The 14,479-nt window shown below is 61.4% G+C and carries 23 protein-coding genes; 21 read left to right on the top strand and 2 right to left on the bottom strand.

Annotated elements, in window-relative coordinates; genetic code table 11:
• Window positions 1-76 precede the first annotated feature (76 nt).
• From rplN to map, 12 genes are all read left to right on the top strand, one after another.
• Window positions 77-445 carry a 50S ribosomal protein L14 gene (rplN, locus tag PGC08_RS06330; RefSeq protein ID WP_009883559.1) on the top strand — a complete coding sequence of 123 codons (369 nt, stop codon included), beginning with the start codon at window positions 77-79 and terminating at the stop codon, window positions 443-445.
• A gap of 2 nt (window positions 446-447) precedes the next feature.
• Window positions 448-816 (top strand): 50S ribosomal protein L24, encoded by a 369-nt coding sequence (rplX, locus tag PGC08_RS06335; protein WP_009883558.1) that lies wholly within the window; start codon window positions 448-450, stop codon window positions 814-816.
• A complete protein-coding gene (gene rplE, locus PGC08_RS06340) occupies window positions 816-1,385 on the top strand; it encodes a 50S ribosomal protein L5 (RefSeq protein WP_009883557.1) in 570 nt (189 codons plus the stop codon). The genes rplX and rplE overlap by 1 nt, the downstream gene beginning before the upstream one ends.
• Before the next feature lie 69 nt (window positions 1,386-1,454).
• The gene (gene rpsH, locus PGC08_RS06345) at window positions 1,455-1,853 is read left to right on the top strand and encodes a 30S ribosomal protein S8 (protein ID WP_009883556.1); all 399 of its coding nucleotides are present in this window, start codon (window positions 1,455-1,457) and stop codon (window positions 1,851-1,853) included.
• A gap of 16 nt (window positions 1,854-1,869) precedes the next feature.
• Window positions 1,870-2,406, top strand: coding sequence for a 50S ribosomal protein L6 (gene rplF / locus PGC08_RS06350; protein WP_009883555.1), 537 nt, complete (start codon window positions 1,870-1,872; stop codon window positions 2,404-2,406).
• Between the two features lie 2 nt (window positions 2,407-2,408).
• The gene (gene rplR / locus PGC08_RS06355) at window positions 2,409-2,789 is read left to right on the top strand and encodes a 50S ribosomal protein L18 (protein ID WP_009883554.1); all 381 of its coding nucleotides are present in this window, start codon (window positions 2,409-2,411) and stop codon (window positions 2,787-2,789) included.
• The gene (gene rpsE / locus PGC08_RS06360; RefSeq protein WP_069599776.1) at window positions 2,786-3,478 is read left to right on the top strand and encodes a 30S ribosomal protein S5; all 693 of its coding nucleotides are present in this window, start codon (window positions 2,786-2,788) and stop codon (window positions 3,476-3,478) included. The genes rplR and rpsE overlap by 4 nt, the downstream gene beginning before the upstream one ends.
• A complete protein-coding gene (gene rpmD, locus PGC08_RS06365) occupies window positions 3,478-3,660 on the top strand; it encodes a 50S ribosomal protein L30 (protein WP_009884970.1) in 183 nt (60 codons plus the stop codon). The genes rpsE and rpmD overlap by 1 nt, the downstream gene beginning before the upstream one ends.
• 1 nt (window position 3,661) lies before the next feature.
• The gene (rplO, locus tag PGC08_RS06370) at window positions 3,662-4,114 is read left to right on the top strand and encodes a 50S ribosomal protein L15 (RefSeq protein ID WP_009884969.1); all 453 of its coding nucleotides are present in this window, start codon (window positions 3,662-3,664) and stop codon (window positions 4,112-4,114) included.
• Window positions 4,115-4,395: 281 nt separating this feature from the next.
• Entirely contained in the window at window positions 4,396-5,697 is a 1,302-nt protein-coding gene (gene secY / locus PGC08_RS06375) for a preprotein translocase subunit SecY (RefSeq protein WP_101557429.1), read from the top strand.
• Window positions 5,698-5,740: 43 nt separating this feature from the next.
• Window positions 5,741-6,307, top strand: a complete 567-nt coding sequence (locus PGC08_RS06380) for an adenylate kinase (RefSeq protein ID WP_096161018.1) — start codon at window positions 5,741-5,743, stop codon at window positions 6,305-6,307.
• Window positions 6,304-7,140 (top strand): type I methionyl aminopeptidase, encoded by an 837-nt coding sequence (map, locus tag PGC08_RS06385; protein WP_271709781.1) that lies wholly within the window; start codon window positions 6,304-6,306, stop codon window positions 7,138-7,140. Before PGC08_RS06380 ends, map begins: the two co-directional genes overlap by 4 nt.
• A gap of 39 nt (window positions 7,141-7,179) precedes the next feature.
• Here the strand turns inward: map and PGC08_RS06390 are convergent, their stop codons facing one another.
• Window positions 7,180-7,425 (bottom strand): hypothetical protein, encoded by a 246-nt coding sequence (locus PGC08_RS06390; protein ID WP_009884965.1) that lies wholly within the window; start codon window positions 7,423-7,425, stop codon window positions 7,180-7,182.
• A gap of 79 nt (window positions 7,426-7,504) precedes the next feature.
• On the opposite strand from PGC08_RS06390, the gene PGC08_RS06395 reads away from it, so the two are divergent.
• Window positions 7,505-8,389 (top strand): PaaX family transcriptional regulator, encoded by an 885-nt coding sequence (locus tag PGC08_RS06395; RefSeq protein WP_096158459.1) that lies wholly within the window; start codon window positions 7,505-7,507, stop codon window positions 8,387-8,389.
• Between the two features lie 30 nt (window positions 8,390-8,419).
• Here PGC08_RS06395 and PGC08_RS06400 read toward each other — a convergent pair whose 3' ends face one another.
• Window positions 8,420-9,565, bottom strand: coding sequence for a MalY/PatB family protein (locus PGC08_RS06400; RefSeq protein WP_009884963.1), 1,146 nt, complete (start codon window positions 9,563-9,565; stop codon window positions 8,420-8,422).
• Window positions 9,566-9,727: 162 nt separating this feature from the next.
• On the opposite strand from PGC08_RS06400, the gene PGC08_RS06405 reads away from it, so the two are divergent.
• The 8 genes from PGC08_RS06405 to rplQ all read left to right on the top strand — a co-directional run bounded on the left by PGC08_RS06405 (window position 9,728) and on the right by rplQ (window position 14,350).
• Entirely contained in the window at window positions 9,728-10,453 is a 726-nt protein-coding gene (locus PGC08_RS06405) for a hypothetical protein (protein WP_271709782.1), read from the top strand.
• Entirely contained in the window at window positions 10,453-10,950 is a 498-nt protein-coding gene (locus tag PGC08_RS06410) for an MFS transporter (protein ID WP_271709783.1), read from the top strand. The genes PGC08_RS06405 and PGC08_RS06410 overlap by 1 nt, the downstream gene beginning before the upstream one ends.
• 274 nt (window positions 10,951-11,224) lie before the next feature.
• On the top strand, window positions 11,225-11,446 hold the full coding sequence (gene infA, locus PGC08_RS06415; protein ID WP_009884961.1) for a translation initiation factor IF-1: 222 nt from the start codon (window positions 11,225-11,227) through the stop codon (window positions 11,444-11,446).
• Window positions 11,447-11,507: 61 nt separating this feature from the next.
• Window positions 11,508-11,621, top strand: coding sequence for a 50S ribosomal protein L36 (gene rpmJ, locus PGC08_RS06420; protein WP_009884960.1), 114 nt, complete (start codon window positions 11,508-11,510; stop codon window positions 11,619-11,621).
• 189 nt (window positions 11,622-11,810) lie between these two features.
• Window positions 11,811-12,179: a 30S ribosomal protein S13 gene (rpsM, locus tag PGC08_RS06425; RefSeq protein ID WP_009884959.1), complete on the top strand. Its 369-nt coding sequence runs from the start codon at window positions 11,811-11,813 to the stop codon at window positions 12,177-12,179.
• 51 nt (window positions 12,180-12,230) lie between these two features.
• Complete coding sequence (gene rpsK / locus PGC08_RS06430; protein ID WP_009884958.1) at window positions 12,231-12,635, top strand: 30S ribosomal protein S11; 405 nt, start codon at window positions 12,231-12,233, stop codon at window positions 12,633-12,635.
• Window positions 12,636-12,785: 150 nt separating this feature from the next.
• Window positions 12,786-13,784 carry a DNA-directed RNA polymerase subunit alpha gene (locus tag PGC08_RS06435; protein ID WP_009884957.1) on the top strand — a complete coding sequence of 333 codons (999 nt, stop codon included), beginning with the start codon at window positions 12,786-12,788 and terminating at the stop codon, window positions 13,782-13,784.
• Between the two features lie 23 nt (window positions 13,785-13,807).
• The gene (gene rplQ, locus PGC08_RS06440; protein ID WP_096158460.1) at window positions 13,808-14,350 is read left to right on the top strand and encodes a 50S ribosomal protein L17; all 543 of its coding nucleotides are present in this window, start codon (window positions 13,808-13,810) and stop codon (window positions 14,348-14,350) included.
• Window positions 14,351-14,479: the final 129 nt, after the last annotated feature.

Below are 14,479 nucleotides of genomic sequence, written 5' to 3' on the forward strand. Positions count from 1 at the left end.
GGGGTGAAATGTCATTAATCCGTTCCGCAAGGCTCATCCAATCGTGTGAGAACCGGCGCGACGACAGGAGAAAATAGTGATTCAGCAAGAGTCGCGACTCAAGGTCGCCGACAACACTGGTGCCAAGCAGATCCTGGCAATCAGGATTCTGGGTGGTTCCGGTCGGCGTTATGCCTCGATCGGTGACACCATCGTGGCAACCGTCAAAGACGCAATTCCTGGTGGAAACGTGAAGAAGGGTGACGTCGTCAAGGCTGTCATCGTTCGCACCGCCAAGGAACGCCGTCGTCCCGATGGTTCGTACATCAAGTTCGATGAGAATGCAGCAGTCATTCTCAAGACTGATGGCGAACCACGCGGAACCCGTATCTTCGGACCCGTGGGACGCGAATTGCGCGACAAGAAGTTCATGAAGATCGTCTCCCTGGCACCGGAGGTGTTGTGAGCATGGCGAACAAGCTCAAGATCAAGAAGGGCGACCTCGTCCAGGTGATTGCAGGCGCCCGTCAGTCACGTGGTGGCGATCGTGGGAAGCAGGGCAAGGTTCTTGCCGTGTACCCGGAACGCAACCGTGTCCTCGTTGAGGGCATCAACCGCGTGATCAAGCACAAGAAGGCAACGCAGACTCAGGCCGGCGGCACTGCCGGTGGCCGTGAGACTCACGAAGCCCCAATCCACGTGTCCAACGTGGCGCTCGTTGATCCCAAGGACAACAAGCCCACCCGCGTCGGATACCGCGAGGAAACCGTTGAACGCGATGGTCGCAACAAGACCGTTCGCGTCCGCGTCTCGCGTCGCACCGGGGAGGAGATCTGATGACGGAAACAACAACGAGCCGTCCAGCGCCACGCCTCAAGCAGGTTTACCGCGATGACATCGTGGCGAAGCTGCAGGACGAGTTCAACTACGCAAACCCCATGCAGGTTCCCGGACTGACCAAGGTCGTCGTGAACATGGGTGTGGGTGACGCAGCACGCGATTCGAAGCTGATCGAAGGCGCAATCAACGATTTGACTCTGATCACCGGTCAGAAGCCAATCGTGACTCGGGCGAGGAAGTCGATCGCCCAGTTCAAGTTGCGCGAAGGCCAGCCCATTGGAGCCCACGTCACCATGCGCGGCGCCCGTATGTGGGAATTCGTCGACCGTGTCATCTCTCTGGCACTTCCGCGTATCCGCGACTTCCGCGGCCTCTCGGATCGTCAGTTCGACGGGAACGGTAACTACACCTTCGGTCTCACGGAACAGTCCATGTTCCACGAGATCGACCAGGACCGGATTGACCGTGTCCGAGGTATGGATATCACAGTTGTGACTACAGCGAGCACCGACGACGAGGGACGTGCTCTTCTGCGCCACCTCGGGTTCCCGTTCAAGACCAAATAATCGCTACGTCGCAGGTCCAAGCGCGCACTGCGCGGGCGGAAACCGTGACGAGGAAGGGCTAGAGCCCAAATGACAATGACTGATCCAGTCGCAGACATGTTGACACGTCTGCGTAACGCCAACTCGGCTTATCACGAGGACGTCAGCATGCCGTTCTCGAAGCTGAAATCCAACATCGCTGAGATCCTCAAGAGCGAGGGCTACATCACCGGTTGGAGCGTCGAAGACGCTCAGGTCGGTAAGACCCTGCTCATGGACCTCAAGTTCGGTCCTAACCGTGAGCGTTCGATCGCCGGCCTGCGCCGTGTGTCGAAGCCCGGACTGCGCGTCTACGCGAAGTCGACCAACTTGCCCAAGGTCCTCGGTGGACTCGGCATCGCCATCCTGTCGACATCGTCAGGTCTCCTGACCGATCGCCAGGCCGCCAAGAAGGGTGTGGGTGGGGAAGTCCTCGCCTACGTCTGGTAAGGAAGGAGAGAAGAATATGTCACGTATTGGCAAGAACCCGATCTCCGTCCCTAATGGCGTAGAGGTCAAGATCGACGGCCAGGATGTCGCCGTCAAGGGACCGAAGGGCGAACTGTCCGTCACCATCGCCGAGCCGATCACCGTATCGCTCGAAGACGGCGTCGTGACAGTGGCCCGTCCGAACGAAGAGCGCGAATCGCGTTCTCTGCACGGACTGTCCCGCACGATGATCAACAACATGATCGTCGGCGTGACCGATGGCTACTCGAAGGCTCTCGAGATCGTCGGCACCGGTTACCGCGTGCAGGCCAAGGGATCGAACCTCGAGTTCGCTCTGGGCTACAGCCACTCGATCACCGTCGAACCTGCTGAGGGAATCTCCTTCACGGTTGACGGACAGACCAAGCTGGCAGTTCACGGCATCGACAAGCAGCTGGTCGGAGAGACCGCTGCCAACATCCGTAAGCTGCGCAAGCCTGAGCCTTACAAGGGCAAGGGTGTGCGCTACGTCGGAGAAAATGTCCGTCGCAAGGTCGGAAAGGCTGGTAAGTAGAGATGGCCTTTGGCAAAAAGGAAAGCTACGGCAAGGGCAGGGCTGCGGCCCGCAAACGTCGTCACGCTCGTCTGCGCAAGCATGTCAGCGGTACGCCGGAACGTCCTCGCCTGTCAGTGACTCGCTCCACGCGCCACGTCTTTGTCCAGGTCATCGACGACACCGTCGGCAAGACCTTGGCATCGGCCTCCACCATGGAAGCCGACCTTCGCACACTCGAAGGTGACAAGACCGGCAAGGCCCACAAGGTCGGCGAACTGGTAGCCCAGCGCGCCAAGGAAGCCGGCATCGAAGCCGTCGTATTCGACCGTGGCGGCAACGCCTACCACGGCCGTGTGCAGGCAATCGCCGAAGGTGCACGTGAAGGAGGATTGGCCCTATGAGCACTGAAGAGAACAAGGAACAGCAGCCAGCTGCTGAAACCCGTACCGATAACAACAGTGATCGCTCCTCACGTGGTCGCGGTCAAGGCGGTCAGGGTGGTCAGGGCGGCCAGGGTCGTGGACGCGGCGAAGGCCGTGGACGCGGCGGTCGCGGTGACCGCGAGGAGAAGAGCCAGTTCATCGAGCACGTCGTCACGATCAACCGCGTGTCGAAGGTCGTCAAGGGTGGACGTCGGTTCTCCTTCACCGCCCTCGTCGTCGTCGGTGACGGAGACGGCATGGTCGGAATGGGCTACGGCAAGGCGAAGGAAGTTCCTGCAGCCATTGCCAAGGGTGTCGAGGAGGCGAAGAAGAGCTTCTTCCGCGTCCCTCGCATCCAGAAGACCATTCCGCACCCGATCCAGGGCGAGACCGCTGCCGGTGTCGTCATGCTTCGACCTGCTGCTCCCGGTACCGGCGTCATCGCCGGTGGTCCGGTGCGTGCGGTCCTCGATGCTGCCGGCGTTCAGGACATCCTGTCCAAGTCGCTGGGATCAGCTAACGCAATCAACATCGTTCGCGCGGCGATCAAGGCCCTCCAGAGCCTCGAACGCCCAGAGCAGGTTGCGGCACGCCGTGGTCTGCCTGTGGACGAGGTCGCCCCTCACGCATTGCTGCGGGCGGCTGCTGAAGGCGAGAGGAAATCCTGATGGCAAAGCTCAAGGTAACCCAGCGCAAGTCCGATATCGGTGGCAAGCCGAACCAGCGCGCGTCGCTGCGTTCGCTTGGACTGAAGCGGATCGACGATGTGGTGGTGTGCGAAGATCGCCCCGAACTCCGGGGAATGATCAACGTCGTGCGTCACCTCGTGACTGTGGAAGAGGTGGATTGATATGTCGAACGATGACTCACTCAAGGTCCACGATCTCCGTCCTGCTCCCGGAGCGAAGACCTCCAAGACCCGCGTTGGTCGTGGTGAAGCTTCGAAGGGCAAGACAGCCGGACGCGGAACCAAGGGCACACGTGCCCGTTACCAGGTTCCTCACGGCTTCGAGGGTGGACAGACTCCGATGCACATGCGTCTGCCTAAGCTGCGTGGGTTCAAGAACCCCGCGAAGGTGACGTTCCAGGTTGTCAATCTTGACAAGCTGTCGGCCTTGTACCCAGAGGGCGGCGACGTCACAGTCGCCGACCTGGTGGCCAAGGGCGCCGTGCGTCCGAAGCAGCCAGTGAAGGTTCTGGGCACCGGTGAGATCACCGTGGCTCTGAACATCACTGCAGACAAGGTCTCGGGTTCAGCACTCGAAAAGATCAAGGCTGCAGGCGGAAGCGTCAGCGAAGCCTGAATGACTCCCGCACAGCGGGTCTGAGGATTTCTCAGGAAGGGGCGGTCACGCAAGTGACCGCCCCTTCGTCGTCCCTGTTTCACGGCTCTGAGGACCGTCACCACAACCGGTAGAAGTGGGTGAGGACACAGGTCCGCCGACAACGGGCCCTACCCGCGGCCCAACGGGCCTCTCGGTTTCAGCCTGACGGTCATACCCTGGTAGTCTTTTGCAGGTATTTGACTCGTTCGCCAGGTCGTATCTGCGACCCTGACTTTTTCATCCCCCAATGAGGAGGACGCTTGATCGGCGCAATTCGGAGGGCCTTCAGAACGCCCGACTTGAGGAACAAACTCCTCTTCACCCTGGGCATTCTTGTCATCTTCCGCCTCGGTTCGTTCATTCCCTCGCCGGGAATCGACTACACCCAGGTTCAGGAGTGCGTGGCATCCCCTCAGCTGAATGAGGGCGGGTTCGCAATGATCAACCTGTTCAGCGGCGGCGCACTGCTGCAGCTGTCGATCTTCGCTCTGGGCATCATGCCCTACATCACCGCCAGCATCATCGTCCAGCTCCTGCGCGTGGTCATTCCGCGTTTCGAGTCCCTCCACAAGGAGGGCGCCTCAGGTCAGGCCAAGCTCACTCAGTACACGCGCTACCTCACCATCGGTCTCGCCGTGCTCAACGCCACCACACTGGTTGCGACCGTGCGCTCCGGTGCCCTCTTCGGCCAGATCGAAGGCTGCACCGACCTCATCACCAATGACACCTGGTGGGGCATCTCCGTCCTCGTCGTCACTTTGGTGGCAGGCACCGGCCTCATCATGTGGCTCGGCGAGCAGATCACCGAGCACGGTGTCGGCAACGGTATGTCGCTGCTCATCTTCACCTCCGTGGCATCGGCGTTCCCCTCCTCGCTGGGAGCCATCTTCCGCGAGCAGGGTGTCGACATCTTCCTCATCGTCATCGCAGTCGGACTCGTGCTCGTGGCACTCGTCGTCTTCGTCGAGCAGTCCCAGCGACGCATTCCGGTCCAGTACGCCAAGCGCATGGTCGGACGCCGGATGTTCGGCGGAACCTCGACCTACATCCCGATCAAGGTCAACATGGCCGGCGTGATCCCCGTGATCTTCGCATCCTCGGTTCTCTACCTGCCCAGCCTGATCTCGCAGTTCTTCGATCCGGAGAGCAAGTGGGTGGAGTGGATCAACACCTACTTCACACGCGGGGACCACCCGATCTACATCGCCACCTACGCACTGCTGACGATCTTCTTCGCATACTTCTACGTCGCGATCACCTTCAACCCGGAGGAAGTAGCGGACAACATGAAGAAGTACGGCGGCTTCGTCCCCGGCATTCGTGCCGGACGACCCACAGCCGACTACCTGAGCTTCGTGCTCAGTCGTATCAACTTCCCGGGCTCGCTCTACCTGGCCTTCATCGCGCTGATCCCACTGATCGCGCTCGTGCTCATCAACGCGAACCAGAACTTCCCGTTCGGCGGCACCTCGCTGCTGATTGTGGTGGGAGTCGGCCTCGAGACCGTCAAGCAGATCGACGCACAGATGCAGCAGCGTCATTACGAGGGCCTGCTGCGCTGACCGTTCCCGACCCGCGGAAATCCATTGGAAGGACACACACCTTATGAGCTCACGTATCATCCTGATCGGCCCTCCCGGCGCCGGCAAAGGCACCCAGGCCGCCCGCCTGTCTGAGGCGCTGAACGTCCCGGCCATCTCGACCGGCGACATCTTCCGTGCCAACGTGAAGGGCGAGACCGAACTCGGCAACCTTGCCAAGCGCTACATGGACGCCGGAGAGTACGTTCCCGACGAGGTGACGAACTCCATGGTCGCTGATCGTCTGGGCCAGGACGACGCTGCCGAGGGATTCCTCCTCGACGGCTACCCGCGTACCAGCGCACAGGTCGACGAACTCGATCGGATCCTCGCTGCTGAGGGCCACGAGATCGAACAGGTCGTCGAACTCACTGCAGACGTCGACGAGGTTGTCGCTCGTCTGCTGGCGCGTGCACAGACCGAGGGCCGCAGTGACGACAGCGAGGATGTCATCCGTCACCGTCTCGACGTCTACGCCGAGCAGACGCAGCCGCTGACCGACATCTACCGCGAACGCGGTCTGCTGCGCCAAGTGGACGGCCTCGGCGAAGTCGCCGAGATCACCGACCGGATCCTCGACTCCATTCGATGATCTTCGGTCCCCGGATCGAGCTGAAGTCACCCGAGCAGCTGGTCACGATGCGCCGGGCCGGTCTGCTCACGAGCGCAGTGCTCAAAGCCGCCCGTGAGGCGGCTGTGCCAGGCGCAACCACCGCCGAGGTGGACGCGGCTGCCGAGGCTGTCATCACCGAGGCCGGGGCCCGGTCCAATTTCAAGGGTTACCAGGGTTTCCCCGCCGTCGTGTGCATCTCCGTCAATGAGGAGATCGTGCACGGCATCCCTGGGGACAGGGTCCTCGAGGCCGGGGATCTCGTGTCGATCGACGGTGGAGCCATCGTCGACGGTTTCCATGGGGATTCGGCATTCACCATGATCGTCGGCGGCGACTCCGCCGGCTCGAGCGCCGATATCGCACTGTCGCGGGCGACGGAGAAGGCGATGTGGGTCGGCATCGCCGCGTTCGCCGCCGGAAACAAAGTCAGCGACATCGGTGACGCAATCGACGATCATGTCTCAAGCGAGGCTCCTGAACTCGGGCTGGTGGAGGAATTCACCGGCCACGGCATCGGCACTGCCATGCACATGCCGCCCGAGGTGCTGAACTATCGTGCGAAGTCGAACGGACCGAAGATCAAATCCGGAATGTGTCTGGCAATCGAGCCGATGCTCACAGCCGGCAGCAGCGAGACCATCACCCTGGCAGACGACTGGACCGTCGTGACAGAGGATGGTTCGCGTGCGAGCCATTGGGAGCACAGCGCCGCCAAGCATGATGGGGGAGTCTGGGTACTCACTGCTGAGGATGGGGGAGTGGCGGGACTGGCACCGTTCGGAATCACACCAGTCCCTCCGGCAGGCTCCTGAGTCCGAAGAACGACCAGGCAGCCGTGCCGATGGTTCGGTTCACGGTTGTGGAGTTCGCTGCGTTCGTTTGAGATCGTTCGTCGTGACGATGTGTATGATGACGAACAGTGCCGAACCTGACATGAGGCTCAGCGCGAACATCCACGCTGCAGTGACCTGAATGTCGAAACCTGCGATCATGAAGGCCACAAAGGTGATGAACGCTGTGATCGATGCGGTCAGGACCGCGGTGGTCCGTGCCCTCTGAAATACTCGTAGATTCGTTTCGTATGCCTCGTCGTCCATGACGCTGCTCCTTGTGTTCGGGGCCGATTTCAGCGGCCGTCTCAACACTATCGTTGTGATTTCACGTTAGGATCTGGTCATGACGGGTGTCCACGATCACACGAAACGTTCGGCAGATGTGGGCGATCGGTATCGCCTGACCCGGATCGCCTTTGACGTCATCTCTGCTTTCGGCTGTCTCCGCGCGCAGGGACTTCCGGGTCCTGTCATCGTCGGGATCCTCGATGAACACGGCTATTCGTCCTCAAGCGTGCACAATCAGCTGGTGAGGATGGTCCACCGGAGCATTCTGACCAGTGAAAAGGTCGGTCGGGTGACGGTCTACCGGTTAGGCGAACGCATTCTCTCCGGATTCATGGACATCGCGGGTGACCGGGAGGCGCCGACGTTCGATGGCTGTTTCCATTCTGCCCTGTACTCGATTCCAGAGACCTCGCGGATGCTGCGCGACCGGTTCCAATATGTGGCCAGGATGCTCGGATATCGGCAGCTGCGCCCGGGCCTCCTGCTGTCCTTCGCCGATCTCTCTTATGAGCTCTCCGCGCAGCTGCCCGAGGTCGCCGAGCCGGGGTGGTGCGAATTTGCGACGATACGGCCCGAGAGCCAGGAGACAGCCGTACGAATGACCTCGCGGGCCTTCGACCTGGAGGCGGCGTCTCTGCAGCTGCCACGCCTCGAGGATGCTCTTGCCGCCTTGAGCCTGAACGACAGACAGCCGGGAGCCGGACATCCGGACATGTCGCTGGTGAAGTTCTTCGACATCTACTTTCAAGTCGCCCAGGCGGTCATGTCCCATCCGATACTTCCGCCCGCGCTGGTGGGACCGGATCAGCCGGCTCTGCGTTTTCGCACGCTGATGGACCGGTGCAATCTGGAGTACTACCTGAGGTTCGATCAGCAGCTGTTGGAGCGCGCAGGCGCCAGTTCGGCCTTCGACCTCATCGAATGGCTGCCGAACAGATAAGACAAGCTGGCAGACGCCGGCGACCTCAGCTCAGAGCGCAGAGGCGATGCGTTCGATCGCTCCGGTCAGGAGTGGGCGGGGGAGGGCGAAGTTGAAGCGGATATGGCCCTCTCCGACCTCGCCGCACAGTCGGCCTTCCGTGATGGCGACGTGGGCACGTTCGTTGAAGTGCTGAGACAGACCGGTCTCGAGACCGTATCCGCGCAGATCCAACCAGGCCAGGTACGTCCCCTCAGGCGGGAGGAATGTGGCATTGGGCAGATGAGCGGAGACCAGATCGGTCAGCAGTTCGCGATTGCCTTTGAGATAGGCAGTGATCTCATCAAGCCAGTCTCCGGACTGGGTGTAGGCGGCCGTGGTGGCGAGAATGCCTGGATTCGATGCAGCGCCGGAGACGAAGTTTCCCTTCTCGGCCCAGATCTCTCTGTCCTTCTCACTGCTGAGGATGAGCTGCGCGCATTTGAGTCCGGGGATGTTGAATGCCTTGGAGGCGGCGGTCGCGGTGGCGGTATGCCCCGCGGTGGTCTCATTCAGGCTCGCATAGGAGATGTGACGGGCCGGCGCATAGACGAGGGGTGCGTGGATCTCATCGGAGAACACACGCGCACCATTGCGCTCGACCACCTCGGCGAGGGCCAAGAGCTCAGCTTCTGTGTAGACCTTGCCGATCGGGTTGTGGGGATTGCACAGCACCAGAGTGGCACCCGGCACCAGGGCCGAGTCGAGGGCGTCGAGGTCGACGGACCAGCCGGTCTCGGAGCGGATCATCGGCACCTCGAAGAGCTCGCGCCCGGTGACCTTGGCGACGTCGAAGAAGGGCATGTAGGCAGGGGTCGGAAGGACGATCGGGGTGTCTGCCGGGGTCAGGTGTGTGAGGATGCCCAGGAAGCTGGCGATGACGTCGCTGGCCAGTTCGACGTGATCGGTCGGGAACTGCCAGCCGTAGCGTTCGGCACAGAACGCCGAGGTGGCCGACTTGAGGTCGGAGACGATCGACTGCGGTGCATAGCCGTAGAGGTCACGCTCATCGACTTCGCGCAGTGCCTGACGCACACCCGGTGCGACTCCGAAGTCCATTTCGGCGATGAATGCGCCGAGGCTGCCCGGAAAGCTCGACCACTTCCGGCCGCCCTTGGCGATGAGTGATTCTTCTGTGATCGAATCCAGGTTCTGCACGTGATGCTCCTTCGATGGCCGGTGTGCGACTGTCGGTTTTCACGCTAGCAGGGCAGGCAGCCGTTGTGGCGCCCGTTCCGACATGCACGGTCACGGACTACAGTGGAACCGGCGGCACGAGCCACTGCCACGATGACAGCCCATGAAGATGTGGAGGCCGGGATGCCAGCACAATCGCACTCTGTCTTCCGGCGCAACCAGTGGGCGCTGAGTCTGGCACAGCTCTTCTCCGGCATCGGCATCGCCACGGGGTTCGCCGTCGGTGGGATCCTCGCCGAGCGTCTGACCGGTCGGACCGAACTCGCCGGATTCGCGCAGACTGCGTCCATCCTCGGCGCGGGGCTGCTCGCGGTTCCCCTGGCGAAGCTGGCCGAGCGCAGAAGCCGCAGACTGGCACTGGCCAGCGCCTACGCGATCGCCCTCTGCGGTGCCATTCTCATCGTGTCGGCCATCCTCCTTGGCATCGACATCGCCTTCTTCATCGGCATGGGCTGCTTCGGCGCAGCGACGGCCGCGGGACTGCAGGGACGCTATGCGGCCACCGATGCCGCTCCCGACCACCTCAAGGGCTCCGCCATGTCCGTCGTCATCTGGGCCACGACCATCGGCTCCGTGATCGGACCCAACCTCTCCGGCCCTGGTGCCGGCATCGGGCGAGCCCTGGGGCTCGATCCTCTGGCCGGGCCCTTCGTCATCGCCATCGCCGGCTTCGGTCTCGCCCTGCTCAGTGTGCTGTTCCTGCGCCGGCTCACCCCCGCCACCCGGGACAGTTCCTCGACCTCCCCGCGCCGAGGCGGCACCTGGCAGGCCATCCGACGATCCCCGAGTGCACTGATGGGACTGCTGAGCGTCGTCACCGGGCACATGATCATGTCGCGACCATGGTGATGACGCCGCTGCACATGGACCATCATGGGCTCGGCCTCGAACTGATCGGCATCACAATCGGCGGTCATATCCTCGGCATGTACGGGCTTTCGCCCGTCTTCGGCTACCTCACCGACAAGTACTCCGCCGGACGAGTCATCCTCGGTGGGCATGCGCTGTTCGCGCTGTCGCTGGTCCTCGGGCTCATCGATGCGCTGGGGGAGTCCTCGTTCCTGCGGCTGTCGGTGGCCCTCTTCGTTCTGGGACTCGGATGGAGCGCGTGCCTCATCGCCGGATCCACCCTGCTGACGAAGGAGATCGACCCCACCCATCGCATGTCGGTCCAAGGACTCTCCGATGCGGGAATGAATTTCGGGGCTGCCGCGCTGGCGGCTCTGTCGGGGCCACTGCTGGCAATCGGCGGGTTCGCCGCGATCACCCTGATGGGCTTCGTCGTGCTTGCCGTAGCCGTCATTGCGAGCATCCGGGCGGGGTACGGCACCGCGCATACGACGTGAGCTCGGGCCAGCCTCGGCGATGGTGGCGGTGATTGTAGGGGAGTTCGCGCGGGGAATCCAGCACCGTGTGGAAGAATATCCGACGATAGTGTAGGGTTGTTGATTGGTCTGTTCTCACTCAACTCACCCTTTTTCAGTTGTGGGCGGCATCTGCCATCCGCAACTTTTCATGTGGTGGGGTGAAACGCAGACCATGGGGTCGTCGGGGTAAATCGACGATACACGATTACGTCGAACGCGAAGTTTTCGCGGGAATACGAGGTTAGCGAACGATATGGCCAAAAAAGAAGGGGTCATTGAGATCGAAGGCTCTGTTGTCGAAGCCCTCCCGAACGCATCGTTCCGGGTCGAGCTGAGCAACGGACACAGGGTGCTTGCGCATATCTCAGGGAAGATGCGACAGCACTACATTCGAATCCTGCCCGAGGACCGGGTCATCGTGGAGCTGTCTCCATACGACCTCTCGCGTGGACGAATCGTTTACCGCTACAAGTAAGGATCTTCGATCATTCGTACCCGCCCCTGCGCAGGGGTAAGGGTCGGAAGAAGGAAAAACCATGAAGGTTAAGCCAAGCGTCAAGAAGATCTGTGAGAATTGCCAGATTACCCGCCGTCACGGCCGGGTCATCGTCATCTGCTCCAACCCGCGTCACAAACAGCGCCAGGGTTGAGCAGCTCTTCGAGCAGATAGAGGCACCCGCAAGGGGCTTCAGCAGCACCACACCCGCGCAGACCTCGCCAGCACCACCGCCTTCTGAGGCAGTGACAGGGCGACACCTTCGGTCGGGGGCCGAGGACCTTGGGAAACCAGGGACAGGTCTGCATCAGCACCTCCGGAACTACAACAGGAGATAGTACCTATGGCACGACTTGCCGGAGTCGACATCCCGCGTGAAAAGCGCGTGGAGGTCGCCTTGACTTACATCTATGGTGTGGGCCGCACCCGTGCGAGCCAGACCCTGACAGAAACGGGAATCAGCCCTGATACCCGTGTGAAGGACTTGAGCGATGCCGAGCTCGTCCAGCTGCGTGACTATATCGAGGGCACATTCCAGGTTGAGGGTGACCTCCGCCGTGAGGTTGCTGCCGACATTCGCCGCAAGGTGGAGATCGGAAGCTACGAAGGCCTGCGTCACCGCCGCGGTCTCCCGGTTCGCGGACAGCGGACCAAGACGAATGCGCGTACCCGTAAGGGACCGAAGCGCACCGTGGCCGGTAAGAAGAAGTAACATGCTCACCCGGTTGACCAGCATCAACCACCTCGATCAGGAGTAAAACACATGCCTCCCAAGTCACGCGCCGCTACAGTGCGCAAGCCTCGCCGTAAGCTCAAGAAGAATATCGTTGCCGGCCAGGCACACATCAAATCAACGTTCAACAACACCATCGTGTCGATCACTGATCCGACCGGTGCTGTCATCTCCTGGGCCTCCTCAGGTGAGGTCGGCTTCAAGGGTTCGCGCAAGTCGACCCCTTACGCCGCGCAGATGGCCGCGGAGTCCGCTGCCCGTCGCGCACAGGAGCACGGCCTCAAGAAGGTCGACGTCTTCGTCAAGGGACCAGGCTCGGGACGCGAAACCGCGATCCGTTCGCTGCAGGCCGCCGGTCTGGAACTGGGCACCATTCAGGATGTCACTCCGGTTCCCTTCAACGGCTGCCGTCCCACCAAGCGCCGCCGCGGCTGATCCTTCCGTGGATCTGTGATTGATGTCGGGCTCAGCCCGGCATCGATCACAGAACGGATTCCAAGATAAACCGAACCGTTCTTCATGGCTTCAGGCCATGACGTGCAGTGCGAACGTCATATAGCGGATGTTCGCTGAAAGGAAGCCCACGTGCTCATTGCACAGCGCCCAACGCTCACGGAAGAAGTCGTCTCCGAGAATCGCTCACGGTTCGCCATCGAACCACTTGAGCCAGGATTCGGCTACACCCTCGGCAACTCACTTCGTCGTACCCTGCTGTCGTCGATTCCAGGTGCCGCCGTCACATCCATCCGGATTGACGGAGTGCTCCACGAATTCAGCACCGTTCCAGGAGTCAAGGAGGATGTCACTGAGTTCATCCTCAACTTGAAGTCCCTGGTCGTGTCCTCGGAATTCGACGAACCTGTCGTTGCCTACCTGCGCAAGCAGGGCCCAGGCACCGTGACTGCCGCCGATGTCTCTGCTCCTGCCGGAGTCGAGATCCATAACCCGGATCTGCATATCGCCACGTTGAATGGTGAAGGCCGTCTGGACATGGAACTGACCATCGAACGTGGACGCGGTTACGTTTCGAGCGCTCAGAACAAGAACGCGGACGCAGAGATCGGTCGGGTCCCCGTTGACTCGATCTACTCGCCGGTTCTCAAGGTCACCTACAAGGTCGAGGCTACTCGTGTTGAGCAGCGCACCGACTTTGACCGCCTGGTGCTCGACATTGAGACCAAGCCGTCGATGACCCCGCGCGATGCCATCGCATCTGCGGGCAAGACACTGGTCGAGCTCTTCGGCCTGGCTCGGGAACTCAACGTCGAAGCCGAAGGCATCGAGATCGGCCCATCGCCGGTTGACGCAGCCCTGGCTGCTGATCTGGCTCTGGCCATCGAAGATCTCGACCTGACCGTGCGCTCCTACAACTGCCTCAAGCGCGAAGGCATCCACACGGTCGGCGAACTCGTTGCTCGCAGCGAAGCCGATCTGATGGATATCCGCAACTTTGGTTCGAAGTCGATCGACGAAGTGAAGGCCAAGCTCAACGAGCTGGGCCTGAGCCTCAAGGACAGTCCCGCCGGGTTCGAAGCCGGTCTCGTTGATGAGGACCAGTCCTACGTCGAAGACGAACAGTACTGATTAAGACCTAGGAGTAAGACACTATGCCAACCCCAACCAAGGGTCCTCGTCTCGGAGGTTCCCCAACACACGAGCGCATGATGCTCAACAACATGGCTGCGGCCCTGTTCGAGCACAAGAAGATCACCACGACCGTGACCAAGGCCAAGCGCCTGCGTCCGGTTGCGGAGCGCATGATCACCGCTGCGAAGAAGGGCGACCTCGCTGCCCGTCGTCGCGTGCTCGGCAAGATCGGCGACAAGTCGATCGTGCACGAGCTCTTCACCTCGATCGCCGAAACCATGGCCGAGCGTCCCGGTGGATACACACGTATCACCAAGATCGGCCCTCGCGCCGGTGACAACGCGCCCATGGCCGTCATCGAACTCGTTCTCGAGCCCTACTCGCCTAAGCAGGCAACTGTGAAGGAAGCCGAGCAGGCCACCGAGACCGCCGCTGCGAAGAACGAACCCGCAGAGGTCGTCGAAGAGGCTCCTGCAGAGACCACCGAGGAAGCAGCCGATTCGGCCGCAACCGACGAGGTCGCTGAAGAGGCAACCGAGGAAAGCACCGAAGAGACCAAGTAAGGCTCCTTCGTCGCAACATCTCAGGCGGGCACCCGATGGGTGCCCGCCTGAAGTGTATTCACAGGGGAGTGGTTGCGTAGCGGGGGAGCTATCGCCCTCCGTAGGAATGAGCGCGTAACACCTACCGGC

This window comes from Brevibacterium sp. BDJS002 (assembly GCF_028201555.1).
In the GTDB taxonomy this organism is placed as follows: Bacteria; Actinomycetota; Actinomycetes; order Actinomycetales; family Brevibacteriaceae; genus Brevibacterium; species Brevibacterium aurantiacum.